This is a genomic window from Streptomyces sp. NPDC029466, assembly GCF_055574515.1.
Window position 1 is genome coordinate 26,402 of record NZ_JBVHZH010000060.1, and the last position, 19,887, is coordinate 46,288.

The 19,887-nt window shown below is 72.5% G+C and carries 17 protein-coding genes; 12 read left to right on the forward strand and 5 right to left on the reverse strand.

The window, feature by feature from the left end; genetic code table 11:
- Positions 1-145: 145 nt before the first annotated feature.
- A complete protein-coding gene (locus ACZ4XD_RS33080) occupies positions 146-1,867 on the forward strand; it encodes a sensor histidine kinase (RefSeq protein WP_468048264.1) in 1,722 nt (573 codons plus the stop codon).
- A gap of 13 nt (positions 1,868-1,880) precedes the next feature.
- On the opposite strand, the gene ACZ4XD_RS33085 is transcribed toward ACZ4XD_RS33080, so the two are convergent.
- A complete protein-coding gene (locus ACZ4XD_RS33085) occupies positions 1,881-2,588 on the reverse strand; it encodes a response regulator (protein WP_468048300.1) in 708 nt (235 codons plus the stop codon).
- Positions 2,589-2,785: 197 nt separating this feature from the next.
- Here ACZ4XD_RS33085 and ACZ4XD_RS33090 point away from each other — a divergent pair, with 197 nt between their 5' ends.
- The 4 genes from ACZ4XD_RS33090 (at position 2,786) to ACZ4XD_RS33105 (ending at position 7,159) form a co-directional block, all read left to right on the forward strand.
- Positions 2,786-3,361 (forward strand): Rv1733c family protein, encoded by a 576-nt coding sequence (locus ACZ4XD_RS33090; protein ID WP_468048266.1) that lies wholly within the window; start codon positions 2,786-2,788, stop codon positions 3,359-3,361.
- Between the two features lie 108 nt (positions 3,362-3,469).
- A complete protein-coding gene (locus ACZ4XD_RS33095) occupies positions 3,470-4,234 on the forward strand; it encodes an HAD family hydrolase (protein WP_468048268.1) in 765 nt (254 codons plus the stop codon).
- Positions 4,231-6,633 (forward strand): glycoside hydrolase family 65 protein, encoded by a 2,403-nt coding sequence (locus ACZ4XD_RS33100; RefSeq protein ID WP_468048270.1) that lies wholly within the window; start codon positions 4,231-4,233, stop codon positions 6,631-6,633. Before ACZ4XD_RS33095 ends, ACZ4XD_RS33100 begins: the two co-directional genes overlap by 4 nt.
- Positions 6,634-6,748: 115 nt before the next feature.
- Complete coding sequence (locus tag ACZ4XD_RS33105; protein ID WP_468048272.1) at positions 6,749-7,159, forward strand: STAS domain-containing protein; 411 nt, start codon at positions 6,749-6,751, stop codon at positions 7,157-7,159.
- Here ACZ4XD_RS33105 and ACZ4XD_RS33110 read toward each other — a convergent pair.
- Positions 7,131-9,458, reverse strand: coding sequence for a collagenase (locus tag ACZ4XD_RS33110; protein ID WP_468048274.1), 2,328 nt, complete (start codon positions 9,456-9,458; stop codon positions 7,131-7,133). The genes ACZ4XD_RS33105 and ACZ4XD_RS33110 overlap by 29 nt on opposite strands.
- Before the next feature lie 138 nt (positions 9,459-9,596).
- Here ACZ4XD_RS33110 and ACZ4XD_RS33115 point away from each other — a divergent pair, with 138 nt between their 5' ends.
- Complete coding sequence (locus ACZ4XD_RS33115; RefSeq protein WP_468048277.1) at positions 9,597-10,982, forward strand: aminopeptidase P family protein; 1,386 nt, start codon at positions 9,597-9,599, stop codon at positions 10,980-10,982.
- A gap of 26 nt (positions 10,983-11,008) precedes the next feature.
- Here the strand turns inward: ACZ4XD_RS33115 and ACZ4XD_RS33120 are convergent, their stop codons facing one another.
- On the reverse strand, positions 11,009-11,722 hold the full coding sequence (locus ACZ4XD_RS33120) for a GntR family transcriptional regulator (RefSeq protein WP_468048279.1): 714 nt from the start codon (positions 11,720-11,722) through the stop codon (positions 11,009-11,011).
- Positions 11,723-12,017: 295 nt separating this feature from the next.
- Between ACZ4XD_RS33120 and ACZ4XD_RS33125 the strand changes: the two genes are divergently transcribed.
- The gene (locus tag ACZ4XD_RS33125) at positions 12,018-12,809 is read left to right on the forward strand and encodes a uracil-DNA glycosylase (protein ID WP_468048282.1); all 792 of its coding nucleotides are present in this window, start codon (positions 12,018-12,020) and stop codon (positions 12,807-12,809) included.
- 167 nt (positions 12,810-12,976) lie between these two features.
- The gene (locus ACZ4XD_RS33130; RefSeq protein ID WP_468048284.1) at positions 12,977-14,407 is read left to right on the forward strand and encodes an MFS transporter; all 1,431 of its coding nucleotides are present in this window, start codon (positions 12,977-12,979) and stop codon (positions 14,405-14,407) included.
- An 87-nt stretch (positions 14,408-14,494) separates the two neighbouring features.
- Here the strand turns inward: ACZ4XD_RS33130 and ACZ4XD_RS33135 are convergent, their stop codons facing one another.
- Both ACZ4XD_RS33135 and ACZ4XD_RS33140 read right to left on the reverse strand, forming a co-directional pair.
- On the reverse strand, positions 14,495-15,412 hold the full coding sequence (locus ACZ4XD_RS33135; RefSeq protein ID WP_468048286.1) for an SDR family oxidoreductase: 918 nt from the start codon (positions 15,410-15,412) through the stop codon (positions 14,495-14,497).
- Positions 15,409-16,242, reverse strand: coding sequence for an SDR family oxidoreductase (locus ACZ4XD_RS33140; RefSeq protein WP_468048287.1), 834 nt, complete (start codon positions 16,240-16,242; stop codon positions 15,409-15,411). The genes ACZ4XD_RS33135 and ACZ4XD_RS33140 overlap by 4 nt, the downstream gene beginning before the upstream one ends.
- 82 nt (positions 16,243-16,324) lie before the next feature.
- On the opposite strand from ACZ4XD_RS33140, the gene ACZ4XD_RS33145 reads away from it, so the two are divergent.
- Genes ACZ4XD_RS33145 through ACZ4XD_RS33160 form a run of 4 tightly spaced genes read left to right on the forward strand, consistent with a single transcriptional unit; the run spans position 16,325 to position 19,757 of the window.
- Positions 16,325-17,098, forward strand: coding sequence for an enoyl-CoA hydratase family protein (locus ACZ4XD_RS33145; RefSeq protein ID WP_468048289.1), 774 nt, complete (start codon positions 16,325-16,327; stop codon positions 17,096-17,098).
- A gap of 3 nt (positions 17,099-17,101) precedes the next feature.
- Complete coding sequence (locus ACZ4XD_RS33150) at positions 17,102-17,941, forward strand: CoA transferase subunit A (RefSeq protein WP_468048291.1); 840 nt, start codon at positions 17,102-17,104, stop codon at positions 17,939-17,941.
- Positions 17,938-18,687 (forward strand): CoA-transferase subunit beta, encoded by a 750-nt coding sequence (locus tag ACZ4XD_RS33155; RefSeq protein ID WP_468048293.1) that lies wholly within the window; start codon positions 17,938-17,940, stop codon positions 18,685-18,687. Before ACZ4XD_RS33150 ends, ACZ4XD_RS33155 begins: the two co-directional genes overlap by 4 nt.
- A 14-nt stretch (positions 18,688-18,701) precedes the next feature.
- Complete coding sequence (locus tag ACZ4XD_RS33160; protein WP_468048302.1) at positions 18,702-19,757, forward strand: NAD(P)H-dependent flavin oxidoreductase; 1,056 nt, start codon at positions 18,702-18,704, stop codon at positions 19,755-19,757.
- The last annotated feature ends 130 nt before the right edge of the window (positions 19,758-19,887 follow it).

Consider the following 19,887-nt stretch of genomic DNA (forward strand, 5'->3'; position numbering starts at 1 on the left):
GAGGCGCGGAGTAATCGCGCGTTGCCTATGCTCTCCCCTCCCCCCCCCCCCCCCCCCCCCCCCCCCCCCAAGCCCCGCACGGGCACCGCGGCTACCGTGGAGGTACGGCCCCGCACGCGTGAGGGGCCCTCCAGCGGAGGCCAAGGTGGGCGACCACGGAAGCGGCCGGCGCGATACCGCCCGGCGCCGGCTCGATGCGCTGCCGGACGAGCTGCAACAGCGCCTCGACGCACTGCGGCAGGGTCCCGGCGAGCCGGTGAATCTGCTGCTGGAAGCCGTGCTGTCGGTGGGCCGGGAGCTGGATCTGCCGCAGGTGCTGCGCCGCATCGTGGAAGCGGCGGTGATGGTCGTGGACGCCGAGTACGGGGCGCTGGGCGTGGTCTCGGAGGGCACCCGGCTCACCCAGTTCCTGCCGGTGGGGGTCACCGACGCACAGCAGCGGGCGATCGGCCGGCTGCCCGAGGGACACGGCATCCTGGGTGAGCTGATCCGTCACCCCCGGCCGCTGCGGCTCCCGGAGCTGTCCGAGCACCCGTCGTCGTACGGCTTTCCGCCGCACCACCCGCCCATGCACTCCTTCCTCGGGGTGCCCATCCGGGTCGGCGACGAGGTGTTCGGGAACCTCTACCTCACCGAGAAACGGGGCGGCGGCGGCTTCGACGCCGAGGACGAGACGGTGCTCTCGACGCTCGCGGTGGCGGCGGGGGTCGCCATCGAGAACGCGCGGCTGTACGAGGAGGCCCGCTACCGGCAGCGGTGGCAGGAGGCCAACGGTGAGATCGTCGCCAGGCTGCTGTTGCCGGGAACGGACGAGATGGCGGCCCTGGGGCTGATCGTGGACAAGGCGCGGGAGATTCTCACCGCGGATCTCGGGGTGATCGCCTTCCCCGAGCAGGACGGCCGGGCACTGCATGTCGCCCTGGCGTCCGGAGTCGACGCCGAGGCGCACCGCGGGCTGGTCCTCCCCCGGCAGGGGTCGTTCATGGGGGCGGCGCTCGACACACGGGAGCCGATGATCAGCGCCCATATCGAGCAGGATCCACGGATCACCGCGGGGCCGCCGCGGTGGATGGGGCTGGGGCCCGCGGTCGCCGTACCGATGATCACCCGTGGCCGGCCCCGTGGCGTGCTGCTGGTGGCGCGGGTGCTGGAGCGGCCCCCGTTCACCGAGCTGGAGACCGGCCCGCTGCTGACCTTCGCGGGGCAGGCCGCGCTCGCCATGGAACTGGCCGACCAGCGCCGGTCCGCCGAGCAGCTCACCCTCCTTCAGGACCGCGACCGGATCGCCCGTGATCTGCACGATCTGGCGATCCAGCGGCTTTTCGCGACGGGGATGACGCTCCAGAGCGCGGTCCGTTTCGTGGACCATCCGGAGGCGCGCGAGCGGCTGCTGCGCGCGGTGGACGATCTGGACGAGACGATCAAGATCATCAGGTCCACCATCTTCGGGCTGCGCGCCCATACGCCGGGCCGGGCCGGCCACGGGCTGCGGGCCCGCACCGTCACGGTGGTCGAACAGGCCGCCCGCGCCCTGGGGTTCACCCCGTCGCTGCGGATGCAGGGCCTCATCGACACCGATGTGCCGGCCGAGCTCGCGGAGCATGTGGTGGCGGTGCTGGGCGAGGCCCTGAGCAATGCCGCGCGGCACGCGCACGCCACCACGGTCGAGGTCTCGCTGGCCGTCGGCGGCGGAGCGCTGAGCCTGAGCGTCACGGACAACGGGGTGGGCATGCCGCGCGACGGGCGGCGGAGCGGGCTGAGCAATCTCGCCAAGCGGGCGGCGAGCGTGGGCGGCGAGATGACGCTGGCGGCACCGGCGCAGGGCGGCACCCTCCTGCTGTGGCAGGCGCCGCTCCCGTCGGCCTGAGCCGCTTCCGGGGTCAGAGGCGGTACGACCCGGCGTCCCCGGCGGCCGGCGGCGGTCCGTGGGCGGCGAGGACGGCCGCCTGGATACGGCGTTCCACCCCGAGTTTGGCCAGCAGCCGTGAGATGTGGTTCTTGACCGTCTTCTCGGAGAGGTAGAGCCGCTGCCCGATCTGACGGTTCGTCAACCCGGTGCCGATCAGCCCGAGGATCTCCCGCTCCCGCGGTGACAGCCCGGACAGCGCGTCCGCCGCGGGCTCCTCGCCATTGTCCACGCCGCGCAGGCTGTGCATCAGCCGCGCGGTGGTCGCCGGGTCCAGCATCGAGCGGCCGGCGGCGACCGTACGGACGGCGGCGACCAGGTCGGATCCCTTGATCTCCTTGAGGACGTAGCCCGCCGCGCCCGCCATGATGGCGTCCAGCAGCGCCTCGTCGTCGTCGAACGAGGTGAGCATCAGACAGCCGAGTCCGGGCAGCCGCGACCGCAACTCCCGGCAGACGCTGATCCCGTCACCGTCCGGCAGCCGTACGTCGAGCACGGCGACATCCGGGTCGAGCGCCGGACCGCGGGCCAGCGCCCGCTCGGCGGTGCCGGCGTCCCCGACCACCTCGATATCGGGTTCCGCGTCGAGCAGGTCCCGCACACCGCGGCGCACCACTTCGTGGTCGTCGAGCAGGAACACCCGGATCGGCCGCTGCGGTGAGAACTCGCGTACGTCGCCCATGGCGTCCTCCACGCTCTCCTCGTCCGGTGCGGCGGTGCTTCTCATCGTCGTCCTGCCGCGGTGCGCACACCAGGGCCGAACGGGGCCGCCGCCCCCGCCGGGCCGACCCCGACCGGCCCCCCGCGAGGGCCATTCGGCCCCTCCTGCCGGCTTCGCGCCACGTGCGACGGTCGGGCCACAGGCGCAGGGGGTGCGTGATGGCTCGCAGCGAGTTCCTCCGGCCGTGGCGGCACAGCCCGCTCCGGCGGCGTTCGGATGTGGTGGAGGGCTGGCTGGTGCTGGTGACCGCCGTGCTGATCGCCCTGGGCGCACCGGCCGCCGGGCTGGCCGCCGCGCAGGCGGTGGACGCCGGCACCGGCCAGGAACGACAGGGCCGGCAGACCGTATCGGCCGTACTGACCGAGAACCCGCCGTCCCGGATCGGGGTGGATGTCTCCGGAGGCGTCGGCTCGCGGGTCCACGCCACGGTGCGCTGGACGGCCGCCGACGGCACGGCCCGGACGGGCGTCACGACGGTGTCGCCGGATCTGCGGGCCGGTGACCGCACCACCGCCTGGCTCGACCGCCACGGGGCGCTGGTGCGCGACCCGGTCTCCCCGAGGGAGGCGACGGGCGAGAGCATCGCCGTCGGCACCGTGGCCGGCACCTCGGCCGGGCTGCTGCTCCTCGGCGCCCAGCGCACCGGCCGCGCCCTGCTGAACCGCCACCGCTACGCCCAGTGGGAGCGGGAGTGGGCGGCGGAGGACCCCCGCTGGGGGCAGCGGGCGACATGACCCGGCGGGCTGCCGCCGGGGCCGGTCCGGCTCGGTGCTCCGTGCGGCGCGCCCACGGACCGCAGCCGTGGTGCCATGGAAGGGACACCGACGAACGGAACCGTCACCATGACCGGCGCGCCGTCCCTGGCAGCGTGCCTGCAGTCCCTGCGGGCCGTCATCTTCGACACCGACGGGGTCATCACCGACTCCGCCGCGGTACACGCCGCGGCCTGGAAGGGCGCCTTCGACGCCTGCCTCGCGGCCGTGGGCGGGCAGCGCCCCTTCGACCCGGTGGACGACTATCTGCGCCATGTCGACGGCCGGTCCCGGCTGGACGGCGCTGCCGCCTTCCTGCGCTCCCGGGGTCTTGACCTGCCGCCCGGCGACCCGGACGACGCGCCGGGCACGGACACCGTCGGCGCCGTCGCGGCCCGCAAGGAAGAGCTGTTCAGCGAACGCCTGCGGAACCACCCCGTCGCCCCCTTGCCCGGCACCGTGCGGCTGCTGGAGGAGCTGCGGCGCCAGGGGGTGCCGTGTGCCGCCGTCTCGGCCTCGCGCCATGCGACCGAGCTGCTGTCCGCGGCCGGGGTGCGGCCGCTCTTCGGGGCAGTGGTGGACGGCAACGAGGCGAACCGGCTGCGACTGCCGGGGAAACCGGACCCCGCGCTCTTCGTGGAAGCGGCCCGGCGGCTCGGGGTCCCGCCCGCGGACACCGCCGTGGTGGAGGACGCCCTGGCCGGGGTCGAGGCCGGCCGCCGCGGTGGATTCGGCCTGGTGGTGGGCGTGGACCGGACGGCCGGCCCGTACAGCGCGACCGCCCTGCGCCGCCGCGGCGCCGATGTGGTCGTGGCCGACCCCGGCGAGCTGCTGACGTCGGGAGAGGACGGATGACCCACGCCTGGACCTGGTCGTACGAGGGGTACGACCCGGAGACGGAGCGGCTGCGGGAAACCCTGTGCACCCTCGGCAACGGCTACTTCGCCACCCGCGGCGCGGCATCCGAGGTGCTCGCCGGGCCCGTGCACTATCCGGGCACCTATGCGGCCGGCTGCTACAACCGGCTCCTCTCCACCGTGGACGGCCGCTCCATCGAGAACGAGGACATGGTCAACCTCCCCAACTGGCTCCCGCTGCGCTACCGGATCTGCCCCGCCGACGCGGCCCCCGGCCCCTGGCTCTCCCCCGACCACCCGTATCTGACGGAGCACCGGCAGACGCTGGACCTGCGGCACGGCACCCTGACCCGCTGGTCGGTCTACGAGGACGAGGCGGGACGGCGGCTGACCGTGGAGCAGTGCCGCCTGGTGCACATGGGCGAGCCTCATCTGGCGGCGCTGCGCACCTGTTTCGCGTCCGACGGGTGGACGGGCGCGGTGGAGGTGGAGTCCGGGATCGACGGGGCGGTCCGCAATGCCGGCGTCGCGCGCTACCGCGGTCTGGCGGACCAGCATCTGACGGGCTGGGAGACCGGCTCCGAGCAGCCGGACACGGTGTGGCTGAGCTGCCGCACCCTCGACTCGGACATCCGTCTCGCGCTGGCCGCCCGGACCCGGGTCCCGGCCGGCCACAACGGGTTGGCCCGGCCGCAGCTGTCCGCACTGCGGGCGTTCCACACCCTGGTGGTGCCGCTCGTCCCCGACTCCCCCGCGGTCGTCGACAAAACGGTGGCGCTGTACACCTCCCGCGACCCGGCGATCGAGAGCCCGCGGCACACGGCCGTGGACGCGGTGGCCCTCGCCCCGCACTTCCGGCAGCTGCGCGCCGCCCACCGCCGTGCCTGGGAGAACCTGTGGCGGCAGGCCAAGCTGGAGGTCCCCGGAGAGTCGGGCCGGATCCTGCGGCTGCATCTGTTCCATGTGCTCCAGACCCTCTCGCCGCACACCGCCGAGCTGGATGTCGGGGTGCCCGCCCGGGGCCTGCACGGCGAGGCGTACCGCGGGCATGTCTTCTGGGACGAGCTGTTCGTCCTGCCGTTCCTGAACCTGCATCTCCCGCAGGTCTCCCGGGCCCTGCTCGACTACCGCTACCGGCGGCTGCCGGCGGCCTGTCACGCGGCGCGGGAGGCGGGCCGTACGGGGGCGATGTACCCGTGGCAGAGCGCGGGCGACGGCCGCGAGGAGACCCAGCAGCTCCATCTCAATCCACGCTCGGGACGTTGGCTGCCCGACTACTCCCGGCTTCAGCACCACGTCGGGTCGGCGATCGCCTACAACGTGTGGCAGTACGGACAGGCCAGCGGCGACACCGAGTTCCTGCACACCAGGGGTGCCGAGATGCTGCTGGAGATCGCCCGCTTCTGGTCCGCGGCCGCGGACTGGGACGCCTCCCTCGGCCGCTATCGCATCCGTGGGGTGGTCGGTCCCGACGAATACCACGACGGCTATCCGGACGCCGCCGAACCGGGGGTGGACGACAACGCCTACACCAATGTCACGGCGGCCTGGGTGCTGATGCGCGCGCTCGACCTGTGCCGCACGCTGCCCGAGCCCCATCAGCGGCAGCTCTTCGAACAGCTCCAGCTCGCCCCGGAGGAGCCCGAGCGCTGGGAGGACGTCGCGCACCGGCTCCATGTGCCCTACCACCGCGGGGTGATCAGCCAGTTCGCCGGGTACGGGGAGCTCGCCGAGCTCGACTGGCACGGATACCGGCAGCGCTACGGCGACATCCGCCGGCTGGACCGGATCCTGGAGGCGGAGGGCGACACGGTCAACCGCTACCAGGCCTCCAAACAGGCCGATGTCCTGATGCTGGGCTATCTCTTCGCGCCGTCGGAGCTCGCCGCGGTGTTCCGCGGGCTCGGCTACCCGCTCGACGAGGAGACCTGGCACGCCACTGTCGACTACTACCTGCACCGCACGAGTCACGGTTCGACGCTCAGCGCCCTGGTCCATGCCTGGGTCCTGGCCCGGGTACACCGGCCGGACGCCTGGACGTACTGCGAGGAGGCGCTGACCGGGGACGTGGCGGACGTCCAGGGCGGGACCACCGCGGAGGGCATCCACCTGGGCGCGATGGCCGGCACCCTGGACTTCGTCCAGCGCGGGATGACCGGGCTGGAAACCCGTGACCAGGCACTCTGGCTCGATCCTGCGCCGCTGCGCGAGCTCTCCAAGTTCGGGGTGCGCATCCGCTACCGGCGTCACTGGGACATCGATCTGCGCATCCGTGCCGAGCAGGTACGGATCGCGGTACCGGCCTCCGAGAACGCCGCGGTACGGGTGAACCTGCGCGACCGCTCGTTCAAGCTCGCGCCCGGTACGTCCCGGCGGCTGGACCTGCCGGGGGACTGAGGGGGCCGAAGGGCCCTATCGGTCATGGCCCGCCCGGCCCTCCTGCCCGGCGTGCTCGCCGCCTTTCATGGTGACAGCGGCCCGGAGGCCGGAATCGTGCGGACAGGTGAGAACCATGCGGCAGTCGACGACACGTAGGCGCGAGCGCCCCATGGGCGCGCCGATCGTCGTCACACTCTTCGGAGAACTGGACTACCCGAGCGCGGCGCGCACCAACAGGCGCCTCGACCCGGTGACGGCCGGGGACCGTCCGCACATGATCCTGGATCTGAGCCGGGTGGACTTCCTCGACTGCGGCGGTATCGGGGTGCTGTGCCGCGCCCGCCGCCGCGCCCGTGCGCACGGCGGCCGGCTCTCCCTGGTGATCACCGACCCCCGCTTCCTGCGCACGCTGGACGCCGTCGGTCTCACCGGCAGCTTCGACATCCTCGGTGCCGCTCCGGACACGGCCCGCCCGGTGGACGACGGGCCGTGCGGCACCGGAGGTGGCGGGTCCATCACCTCCGCAGCGGCCCCTCACAGCTGAAGTCCGCGGTGCCGGCCTTGCCCGAGGTCCAGATCTCGGTGGGGCCGAAGGAGCAGTTCATATCGGCGAAGTTGTTCGCCGCGGGCTCGGCACGGTCGAGGATGAAGTAGTCGACCGTTTCGGCCATGTCCTTGAAGTTCTGGTCGGGACTGCCGGAGTTGCTGAGGTTGGCGGTGATCCGGCCGGTGCAAATGAAGCGGCCGTAGGCCGGGTCGCCGCCGTCCTTGCAGGTGGGCCGGGCGGCGGTGGCGGCGGTGAAGGCGCTCTGGACGTCGGCGGGCCGGGACAGTTTCAGTGAGCCGTTGGGGACGAAGGCGGTCTTCGGCACGAAGAGGTCATCGACGATGGCGATCTGGGCGTTGAGGAAGGCGTCGTACTGCTGCTGGAGCCCCGGGTCGGACCCCATGCGGTTGCGCCAGGAGTCGAACGCGGCCGGGTCATCGGCGCGCAGATGGCGGTACATCTCCTGGAGCTTCCCCGGGTGGTCGCGCCACAGGAACTCGAAGAACGTCCCGGCGTAGTTGTAGAAGCGGAAGCCGTCACCGTCGTAGGTCGCGTGGAGCAGCTGGTTGATGCTCATCCGCGGTCCGCCGCCCGCCGTGTCCGCGATGATGCCCTTGACGAGGGACCGGCGTACGGCGATCCCGTCGTCACGGGTCGAGCCGTCGAAGAATTCGGCGCTGCCCTCGTCCATGGCGGTGGTGCGGTCGCCCTGGTACCAGGGGCCTTCGCCGAAGAAGCCGGGGACGGCGAAGCGGCCGTTGAGGTAGTGGACGTACTCGTGCCGGAAGAGCTCTTCGAGGGTGAGGCTGGAGTCCTGGGGGACGCGGCGCTGGTAGGTGTAGAAGGTGGCGCCGCGCTCGATGTAGACCCCGCCGTTGTTGGTGCCCATGCCGGTGAGCAGCGGGTGGTAGACCTCGTAGTCGGCGCGCGAGGCGTACAGCACGATGTTCAGGGTGGTGTTGGGGTCGCCGGCGAGCGGTTCCATGGTGCCGACCACTCGGTGGAACTGCGCCCTGACCTGCTTGGACGCATAGTAGAGCTGGTCGACGGTGGCGCGATCGAGGGCGGTGCGGACCTTGATGGCGCCGTTGTCGTAGGAGTAGGTGCGCGGGAAGATCCGCTGTTCGATGTCCGCCTTGCACACCTTGTACGGGGCACAGGCCCCGAAGTAGTCGAGCCAACTGGCGATCTTGGCCCAGGGCTCGCTGCCCTCACCGTAGTTCCGCACGGTGGTGGGGAGCAGCGCGCCGAGGTCGGTGATGATGCCGGGCTTGAGCGAGGCGATCTCACCGAAGCGGCCGTACTCGCTGAGGGCGTCGCGGACGACCCAGGCGTTGGGTGTGCCCTTGAGGTGGGTGTACCCGACAAAGCCCTTGAAGACGGCGCGGTAGCCGGCGTCGGCGGTGACCGCGGCCTGGAAGGCGGTGTCCCTGTTGCCGGGGTAGACGCCCAGGTAGTTGACGGAGAGCGCGGCGAGGGCGGCGTTTCCCCATGCCGGGTCCTTGTGGGTGGCGGTGTGGGACGCGTCCATGGTCGCCAGGACCCTGCGGATCAGACCGAGTTGGTGCTGCCGCAGCCCGGGAGCGCTGGCGGCGTTCAGGGCCTCGCGCAGCGTGTCGGCGTTGGTCCGGGTGACGTCGAAGGTACGGGCCGCGGCGGCGAAGGCGTCGACCGCGCGGCGGCCGGCGTCGACGGTGGGGCCGTCGGTGGTGTCGATCTCGTCGTGCGAGAAGTCCTGGTAGGCCACCGCGTGCAGATAGGTGAACATCTCGTACAGGTGGCTGGAGTTCTTGCCGTCGTGGGCGGCGGCCAGCCCGGTGATGCGACGGGCCACGGCCTGGACATGGGCGTCCGACATGACGGGGACGAGCCGGGCGTCCCAGGTCCACACGAGCTTGCGCAGACAGTCGTCGGCGGTGACGGCCGGGTCGGCGAGGAAGTCCGCGAACTGTTCGGGACCCAGCCCCGTGATGCCGTCGAGGGTGCAGGGGGCGACGGCGGGTCTGGAGCCGGGTGACCCGGCGGTGGGTCTGGTCTGCGGTCCCGGTATCCGGCCCCGCTTGGTGAGGGAGCGGGGTGCCGGCGCCGGGGCCGGAGTCACCTTCGGCGTTCTGGCGAGGCGTTGGGCATGGTCGAAGGGGTTGGGGGTGGGCGCGGCGGCCTGCTGTGCGAGCCGCTGTGCGGGGGTGGCCGGCGCGTGCGGCGCGGCCTGGGCCGACTGGACGACCGGCAGGGCGAGGGCAGTGACGAGTGTCGCGGCCAGCAGGATCCTGCGCGGCGTGGGCGAATGTGACACCTGAACCTCCGAGAGGGGGTGGAGGGTTGTGTGGGGGGTGGGGTGTTGGCCTTCACTCCACGAGATGTGACCTATAACATAGTAATGTGAAATTGCACTGACAAGGCTTCAGAACCCACCTTTCCCGGAGGCGTCGACATGACCTCGCGTACCGCCCAACTCCACACCGGAAGCCATGACTTGCCGGTCCCGGACGCCCTCGCCGACTTCATGACCGGCCAGTGGGCCGCCACCCCGCTCCCCGACGACTCCCGCGTCCCCGGCTTCGCGCTCTTCGCCGGCCGCCGGTCCCGGCTCGCCGCTCGCTTCCCGGGCGAGCGACTCCTCGTCCCCGCGGGCGAGTTGAGGGTGCGGTCCCATGACTGCGATCACCGCTTCCGGCCGCACAGCGCCTACGCCTGGCTGACCGGACTGACGGGCGAGGACCAGCCGGGGCATGTACTGGTGCTGGAGCCGGACGGCGAGGCGGTGCTGTACATACGGCCGCGCTCACCGCGGGACGGCGGCGGGGAGTTCTACCGGGACCGCAAATACGGGGAGTTCTGGGTCGGCCGCCGCCCCGATCTCACCGAGGCCGCGCGGCTCACCGGCATCCGCTGCGCCCACCTGGACGACCTGGTACGCCACCCAGCCGACCGGGACGCCGCCCGCGATCCCGAACTGGCCTGTGTGCTCGCCGAGTTGCGGCTGGTGAAGGACGCCTGGGAAGTCGGGCAGCTTCAGCAAGCCGTCGATCACACCGTCACCGGCTTCGAGGACGTCGTACGGGCCCTCCCCGCCGCGCTGCGCCATCCCCGCGGGGAACGCTGGATCGAGGGGGTCTTCCAGCTCCGCGCCCGCGCTGAGGGCAACGGCACGGGCTACGAGACCATCGCCGCCGCCGGCGCCCACGCCTGTGTGCTCCACTGGATCCGCAACGACGGTCCCCTCGACCCGGACCAGTTGCTGCTGCTCGACGCGGGCGTGGAGACCGACTCGCTCTACACCGCCGACCTCACCCGTACCCTGCCGCTGTCCGGGCACTTCTCCAAGGTGCAACGACGGGTGTACGAGCTGGTGCTCGCCGCGCAGGACGCGGGCATCGCCGCCCTCAAGCCGGGGGCGAGCTTCCGCGACTTCCACCGGGCCTGTACGGCCGTCCTGGCCGAGGGCCTGGCCGACTGGGGTGTGCTGCCCGTTCCGGCGGCGGAGGCGCTCGCCCCCGACAGCGGTCTGTACCGGCGTTACACGCTGTGCAGTTCGGGACATATGCTCGGGCTCGATGTACACGACTGCGGCCGGGCCCGCGCGGAACAGTATCTGGACGGCGTACTGACGGAGGGGCAGGTCCTCACGGTCGAACCGGGGCTCTACCTCCAGCCCGACGACGAGACCCTGCCCCGCGAACTGCGCGGTATCGGCATCCGCATCGAGGACGATCTGGTGATCACGGCGGACGGGGCACGGCTGATGTCCTCGGCGCTGCCGCGTACCGCCGACGGCGTGGAGGAGTGGATGGCCGGACTCCTCGCCGGCGGGGCCTGAGCCCGAGTGACCTGGGCCGGCCGACCTCAGGCCCGGCGCGCGCCCGGCAGAGGGGGCCGCGACACCAGCGGCTCGTCCCCGTCCCCGGCCCACAGCGAGCGGACATGACCGAGGTGGCGGGCCATACAGGACTCGGCCGCCGCGGCATCGCCCGTCAGCATCACATCGAGCAGCTCCCCGTGCTCCTCGGCGGAGGGCAGCAGCTGATCGCGCTCGTCGAGCCGGGTGAGGCCGTAGAGCCGGGAGCGCTTGCGCAGCTCACCGACGGTCTCGACGAGGCGGTCATTGCCGCCGAGGCCGAGCAGTTCGAGGTGGAAGCGGCGGTCGGCCTCCAGATAGCCGATGAGGTCATGCGCACGGGCCGCCGCGACGATCTCCAGTGCGGCCGGGCGGAGGGCCTCCAGCTGTGCGCGGCCGGCGGTGCGGGTGACCAGGCCGACGACCGGCACCTCGATCAGTGCCCGGATCTCGGTGTACTGGTCGAGGTCGCGCTCGCTCACCTCGGTGATCCGGAAGCCCTTGTTGCGGACCGGTTCGACCAGCCCCTCCCGGGCCAGGTCGAGCATCGCCTCGCGCACCGGGGTGGCGGAGACCCCGAAGTCCGCGGCGAGACCCGGCGCCGAGTAGACCGATCCCGGGCGGAGTTCCCCCGCGACAAGGGCCGCGCGCAGCTGATGGGCGACCTGATCACGGAGCCGCTCCTGAGCGGTGATCAGGCTGCGATGCTTGAGTTCACCCATCGTGCTCCTCCGAGTGGCCGCGAAGTGCCAGCGTACAATGTCACGTTGCGACAATTGCCTGATGACGGCGATCCACCCCGCCTCCGCAACGCACCCTGACGGGCGGGCGGCAGCGCGCTTTCCGCACCTACTCCCGCGCGTTCTCTCTGGATGTGGTCACCAGCGGAACGCTGCTCGGTGGCGCAGGGCGCGCACATGGTGACGGCAGGTCGCGCGTGGTGACGCCGTGCCACCGGGGGGCCAGCCATGTCGCAGAGACACCGAACGCGCGTCGTGAGTCCTCTAGCGTGGAGGGATGGAGAAATCCGGAGCGGAGGGATCACCGCCGGGCACGGACGAGAGCGGCTTTCCCGCCTATCACGCGGGGCGCTGCGGCGGGCTCGCCGAGCTGGACGCGGAGCTGGTCCGCTGCCGGGCCTGTCCCCGGCTGGTGGCCTGGCGCGAGGAGACCGCCGCACAGCCGCGCGCGGCGTTCCGGGGCCAGGAGTACTGGGCCCGCCCCGTCCCGGGGTTCGGGCCGTCGGACGCGGCGCTGGCCATCATCGGACTGGCGCCGGCCGCACACGGCGGCAATCGCACCGGCCGGATGTTCACCGGGGACGCCTCCGGCGACTTCCTGTTCGCCGCACTGCACGCGGTCGGCCTCGCCTCCCGGCCCACCGCGACGGACCGGGACGACGGACTGGAGCTGTACGGGGTACGGGTCACCGCGCCGGTGCACTGCGCTCCGCCGGAGAACCGGCCGACGCCCGCCGAGCGCCGTACCTGCCGGCCGTGGCTGTCGGCGGAGCTGCGACTCCTCGGCCCGAACCTGCGCGCCGTGGTGGCCCTGGGCGCCTTCGGCTGGCAGGCGCTGCTGCCCGTACTCGGCGAAACGGGGTGGCCCCTCCCCCGGCCCCGTCCGGCGTTCGGCCACGGGGTGCGGCTGACCCTGCCCGCCACCGGGCAGCGGCAGGAACTCCAGGTGTTCGGGAGCTACCACCCCAGCCAGCGCAATACGTTCACCGGCCGGCTCACCTCCGGCATGCTCATCGAGCTGCTCGCCCGGGCCGCCGACGCCGCCGGTCTGACACCGTCGGCGGGCTGACTCGCCGCCGTGCAGCCCCGGACACCGACTTCTATCCTGGAGCGGAACGGCTGCGCGGACCGGCGGGTGGTGCGCCCGGAGGGGCGCGGGGAACTGCGCGACCAGCCACGACGCGGCCGCAGACGCATGACGGCTCGGCACTTTCCGCGGAACGCAGAGGAGTGCGCGTGGCGAACAAGGTCGAGGCGACCATGGCGGCCGGCTCCTTCTCGCGTCAGGACCGGGCAGTGATCGCCGCTGCCGCGCTGTCCATACTCATCGTGCAGATGGACTGGTTCGCGCTCGATCTGATGCTGCCGGTCATCGCCCGGGACTTCGGGACCTCGTCGACCGACCTCCAGTGGCTGATCAGTGGATACATGCTGGCCATCGGCGCGTTGATGATCGTCGGCGGCCGGACCGCCGATGTGCACGGGCGACGGCGGGTCATCGTGATCGGCCTGATCGTGTTCGCCGTCATGTCCGTGGTGTGCAGCACCGCGCAGAACGCCCCCTGGCTCGTGGGGGCGCGCGTCGTGCAGGGGACCGGTGCGGCGCTGATCTTCCCGGTGTCCGTGGCGGTGGTGACCAGTTACTTCCGGGACGCGCGGCAGGGTCCCGCGGTCGGTACGGTGCTCGCGTTCAGTTCCATCGGTACCGCGCTCGGGCCGTTCGTGGGTGGTGTCTTCGCCGAACACGTCAGCTGGCGGGCGGTGTTCCTGCTGAATGTGCCGGTGTGCCTGGCCGCCACGCTGCTGGTGCTGCGCTTCGTCCCGGAGAGCCGCGACGAGCACGCGACCCGCCGTCTCGACCTGCCCGGCGCGGCGACCGTCGCCCTCGGTCTGGCGTGTCTGATGCTCGCCGTCGACCAGGGGCCGGGCTGGGGGTGGGCCTCCGCACCCACCCTGGTCACGTTCGCGCTGGGGGTGGCCTTCCTCGTGCTGTTCGTGGCGGTGGAGCGGCGGGCGCCGGAGCCGCTGATCGAGCTGTCGCTGTTCCGCAATGTGAAGTTCGATGTGATCACCCTCGCGGGCTCGCTGTCGAATGTGGTCTATTGCCTGATCGCGGTGCTCTCGGCCCTCTATCTCCAGCAGGCACGGGGGCTGTCACCGTCCCAGGCGGGGGTGATCTTCCTGGCCCTCTCCTGCGGCGTCGGAGCGGCGAGTTACCGGGCCGGGCACCTGGCGCTGCGCTGGCATGCCGAGACCCTGATGGCCTGCGGCATGCTCACCAGCGGCGCCGGGTTGCTGGCGCTGACCTGGGTTCGGCCCTTGGGCTGGTACGCGGTGGTCTTCGTGATCTGCGGGGTGGGCATCGGACTGGGGTGGGCGCTGACGAATGTGGCGACCCAGGCACATGTCCCCGCGGAGCGGACGGGCGCGGCGTCGGGTCTGGTGCTGACGTCGCTGGTGCTGTTCGGTGCGGTGAGCGTGACGATCGCGGCGACGGTCCTGGAGGCCGTCAGCGGCTCCCCCACCACCGCGGCCGCCGACGGCCCCGCCATCGAGGCCGTCCTGCGCGGCACCTCCGTACTGGCCTTCCTCGGCGCCTTCGGCCTGTTCGCGATCTGCCGGCCACGACTGCGGGCGAGCGGCGTGGCAGCGGAGGACACTGCCTGACGGGTGGCCAGGGTGGGGCGGAGGGCGCGGCAGCGCCTCCGATGGGCCCGTGGGCCGGCCGCCGGGCCTGAGCACGCGCCGGCCCCGTCACCGAGCGCCGTAAACCGGCCCCGGCGCCTCCGCATCGGCCAGCAGTTTGCGGGCGGTCTCGCCCACCTCGGCGGGGGTCCAGCGGCTGCCCTTGTCCGCGGTGGGGCCGGGGCGCCAGCCCTCCATCACGGTGATCCGGCCCGCCTCGGCTTCGAAGACCCGGCCGGTGACCCCGGCGCTGCCGGCGGACGCCAGCCAGACCACCAGCGGGGAGACGTTCTCCGGGGCCATCGCGTCGAACTCCCCGTCGGCGGGCGCCGCCATCGCCGCGGCGAAGGTCCGCTCGGTCATCCGGGTACGGGCGGCCGGGGCGATGGCGTTGATCTGTACGCCGTAGCGGGCCATCTCGGCGGCGGCGACGAGGGTGAGGCCGATGATGCCGGCCTTCGCGGCGGAGTAGTTGCCCTGGCCGACGCTGCCGAGCAGCCCGGCGCCCGAACCGGTGTTGATGATCCGGGCGTCGGGCGTACGGCCGGCCTTGGCTTCGGCGCGCCAGTGCGCGGCGGCCTGCCGCAACGGCAGGAAGTGGCCCTTGAGATGGACCCGCATGACGGCGTCCCAGTCGTCCTCGTCGAGGTTGACGAGCATCCGGTCGCGCAGGAACCCGGCGTTGTTGACGAGGGCGTCGAGGCGGCCGAAGGTGTCCAGGGCGGTGGTGACGAGTGAGGCGGCGCCGTCGGTGGTGGTGATGTCGCCGGTGTGGGCGACGGCCCGGCCGCCGTGTGCGCGGATCTCGTCGGCGACCTGCTGGGCCGGTCCGGCCGAGGCGCCGGCTCCGTCGGGAGCCACCCCGAGGTCGTTCACCACGACGTCGGCTCCTTCCGCGGCGAGGGCCAGGGCATGGGCGCGGCCCAGACCGCGACCCGCTCCGGTGACGACGGCGACACGTCCCGCGCAGATTCCGTTACCGGTCATCTCAGGTCTCCTGTTCCGTCATGGCGGATCTCCTCGGGCACTTCGGGCGAGGTGGGGTGGTTGACGGTGGCGGCGTCGAGGAAGGCGGGGCGCTCGCCGCCGCCGTGCATCAGCAGGCTCGCGCCGGTCAGATACGCGGCACGGTCGGAGGCGAGGAAGACGCAGGCGTCGCCGATCTCGGCGGGTTCGGCGAGCCGGCCGAGCGGGACGGTGGCGCCGACGGCGGCGACGCCTGCCTCGTCTCCGTAGTGCAGAGCGGCGAGTTCGGTGCGCACCATGCCGAGGACCAGGGTGTTGACCCGGACCCTGGGAGCCCATTCGACGGCCATGGAGCGCGCCAGGTGGTCCAGGCCGGCCTTGGCCGCGCCGTAGGCGGCGGTGCCGGGCGAGGGACGGGTGCCGCTGACGCTGCCGATCATGATGACCGAGCCGCCGCCCGGCCGGTCGCGCAGCACCTCGTACGCCGCGAGCGAGGCGGTCAGCGGTGCGAGGAGGTTCAGTTCGACGACCCGGGTGTGCCGCTCGGCGGCGGACTGCCCGAGCAGTCGGTACGGCGTGCCCCCCGCGTTGTTGACCAGGCAGTCCAGCCCGCCGTGCGCCGCCGCGACCTGCGGGAAGAAGGCCCGGACGGCGGCCGGGTCGCGCAGGTCGAGGGGGCGGAAGTGCGCGGTGCGGCCGGCCGCGGTGACGGGGGTGTCCGGTGGCCGGCGGGCACAGACCACGACCTCCGCACCGGCCTGGAGGAACGCCCGGGCGATGCCTGCGCCGACGCCCCGGGTGCCGCCGGTGACGACGGCCACCCGGCCGCTCAGATCGAGGGTCAGGCTCATTCGGCACCCCTCCCGCAGCGCGCGATCCGCTGCTAGCTTCGCTACCTAACAAACGCTTGGTGGAAAGGTAGCTGATCGCCTCATGGGTGTCTCCACCTCCACACCGGACAAGGGCGTCGCCGTCATCACCGTCGACTTCCCTCCGGTCAACGCCCTTCCCGTACAGGGCTGGTACGACCTCGCCGACGCGGTGCGCGCGGCCGGCCACGACCCCGGCATCCGCTGTGTCGTCCTGACGGCCACCGGCCGCGGCTTCAATGCGGGCGTCGACATCAAGGAGATGCAGCGGGACACCGCGGCCGGCGGCCATGGCGTCCTGATCGGCGCCAACCACGGCTGCGCCGAGGCCTTTTCGGCGGTGTACGCCTGTGAGGTGCCCGTGGTCGCGGCGGTGCACGGCTTCTGCCTGGGCGGCGGCATCGGCCTGGTCGGCAACGCGGACGCCATCGTGGCGAGCGAGGACGCCACCTTCGGGCTGCCGGAGCTGGACCGCGGGGCGCTCGGTGCGGCCACCCATCTGGCCCGGCTGGTCCCCCAGCATCTGATGCGCGCGCTCTACTACACCTCGCGCACCGCCACCGCCGCCGAACTGCATGCGCACGGCTCGGTCTGGAAGGTCGTACCACGCGCCGAACTGCCGGTCGCCGCCCAGGAATTGGCGCGGGAGATCGCGCGGAAGGACGGCAGTCTCCTCCGTCTCGCCAAGGCCGCCCTCAACGGCATCGACCCCGTCGACGTGCGGCGCAGTTACCGCTTCGAGCAGGGCTTCACCTTCGAGGCGAACCTCAGCGGGGTGGCCGACCGCGTCCGCGACACCTTCGGCACGCCGCACGGCGCACCGGACAGGGAGGGCTGAGCGATGACCGACAAGACCATGACGCCCGAGGACGTCGTTGCCCGGCTGCACAGCGGGATGACCCTCGGCATCGGCGGCTGGGGCTCGCGCCGTAAGCCAATGGCGCTGGTGCGGGCGCTGCTCCGCTCCGACATCACCGATCTCACCGTGATCTCGTACGGCGGTCCCGATGTCGGCCTGCTCGCCGCCGCGGGCCGGATCCGCAAGCTGGTCGCGGCGTTCGCGACGCTGGACTCGATCCCGCTCGAACCGCATTTCCGCGCGGCCCGGCAGCGTGCGGCGTTCGAGCTGATGGAGATCGACGAGGCGATGTTCATGTGGGGCCTGCACGCGGCCGCCAACCGACTGCCGTTCCTGCCCGTACGGGCCGGTCTCGGTTCGGATGTGATGCGCGTCAACCCGGGCCTGCGTACGGTGACTTCACCGTATGAGGACGGCGAGACCCTGGTCGCCGTGCCGGCCCTGCGCATGGATGCCGCGCTGGTCCATCTGAACCGGGCCGACCGCCTCGGCAACGGCCAGTACCTGGGCCCCGACCCGTACTTCGACGATCTGTTCTGCGAGGCCGCGGACCACGCGTATCTCTCCTGCGAACGGCTCGTGGACGACTTCGCCACCGCGACCCCGCAGACCCTGCTGGTGAACCGGCACTCGGTCACCGGGGTCGTCGAGGCCCCGCACGGCGCGCACTTCACCTCCTGTGTGCCGGACTACGGCCGTGACGAGGCCTTTCAGAAGCTGTATGCGACCACGCCCTGGCCGGAGTTCGCCGAGCGGTTCCTGCGCGGGGACGAGAAGAGCTACCAGTCCGCCGTCGAGACCTGGCACGAGGAGCAGACGTGAGCCGGACCCTCACCACGACGACCCGCGCCGAGTACTGCGTGATCGCCTGCGCCGACGCCTGGCGCGACAACGGCGAGGTGCTGGCCAGCCCGATGGGCCTGATCCCGTCGCTCGGCGCCCGGCTCGCCAAGCACACCTTCTCCCCCGATCTGCTGCTCACCGACGGCGAGGCGACGCTCGTGGGGCTCGACGGGGCGCCCGAGGGCTGGCTGCCGTACCGCCGGCATCTGGCCATGGTCACCGGCGGCCGACGCCATGTGATGATGGGCGCGAGCCAGCTCGACCGCTTCGGCAACCAGAACATCTCCTGCATCGGCGACTGGCAGCAGCCCGCCCGCCAGCTCCTCGGGGTACGCGGCGCGCCCGTCAACACCCTCAACAATCCGGTGAGTTACTGGGTGCCGAAGCACTCACGGCGGGTCTTCGTCGAGAAGGTCGACATGATCAGCGGGGTCGGTTACGACAGCGCGGCCGCCGCCGGCCCGTCCGCGACCCGCTACCACCGCATCCCGCGGGTGGTCTCCGACCTCGCCGTCCTGGACTTCGAGACCCGGGACCGGACGATGCGGCTCGCCGCCGTCCATCCCGGGGTGACGGCCGAGGAGGTCCAGGCGGCCACCGGGTTCCCGCTCGCCCGGCCCCCCGAGGTGCCGTGCACCCGGGAGCCCACCCCCACGGAACTGCGGCTGATCCGTACGGTCCTGGACCCGGACGGGCTGCGCGACCGCGAGGTGCCGCCGGCATGACGGCCACTCCCGGCATCGAGACCCCGCTGACCCGGCTCGTCGGCGTGCGCCACCCGCTGGTGCAGACCGGCATGGGGTGGGTGGCGGGGCCCCGGCTGGTCTCCGCCGCGGCCAACGCGGGCGCCCTGGGCATCCTCGCCTCGGCCACCATGACCGTCGAGCAGCTGCGGGCGGCGGTCCGCGAGGTCAAGTCCCGCACGGACGCGCCGTTCGGGGTCAATCTGCGGGCGGACGCGGGAGACGCGGCGGAGCGGGTGCGCCTCGTCGTGGCGGAGGGCGTACGGGTCGCCTCGTTCGCCCTGGCTCCCTCCCGTGAGCTGATCGCCCGGCTCAAGGACGCGGGGGTCGTCGTCATCCCGTCCGTCGGGGCCCGCCGCCACGCCGAGAAGGTCGCGGCCTGGGGCGCGGACGCCGTCGTCGTCCAGGGCGGGGAGGGCGGCGGGCACACCGGGAACGTCGCCACGACCGTGCTGCTCCCGCAGGTCGTGGACGCCGTCGATATCCCGGTGATCGCCGCGGGCGGCTTCTTCGACGGCCGCGGCCTGGTCGCGGCGCTGGCCTACGGTGCGGCCGGTGTCGCGATGGGCACCCGCTTTCTGCTGACGTCCGACAGCACCGTGCCGCCGGCCGTCCAGGCCCGCTATCTGGCGGCGGCCGCCAAGGACATCACCGTCACCACGAAGGTGGACGGGCTGCCGCACCGGATGCTGCGCAGCGAGCTGGTCGAGGCGCTGGAGCGGTCCGGGCGCGCCACCGCACTGCTCCGGGCGGTGCGCCATGCCGCGTCGTTCAGGAAGCTGTCCGGTCTGAGCTGGGCTCAGACGGTCCGCGACGGCCTGGCGATGAGACATGGCAGGGACCTCTCCTGGAGCCAGGTCCTGCTCGCGGCCAACACCCCCATGCTGCTCAAGGCGTCGATGGTCGAGGGGCGCACCGATCTCGGGGTGATGGCCTCCGGCCAGGTCGCCGGGCTGATCGAGGATCTGCCGTCGTGCGCGGAGCTCGTCGACCGGATCATGGCCGAGGCGCGCCGGACACTGGCCGGGCTGCCGCCGGACGCGGCGGGCTGAGGGGCCCGCTGCTGGGGGGGGGGGGAGGGGGGGGGGGGGGGGTGGGTCGGGGGGGGGGGGGGGGTCCTTCTCGTCGGGGTGGGGCGACTATTGCGGGGCCGTTCACGCTTCCCTCTCCCCCCTCCCCACA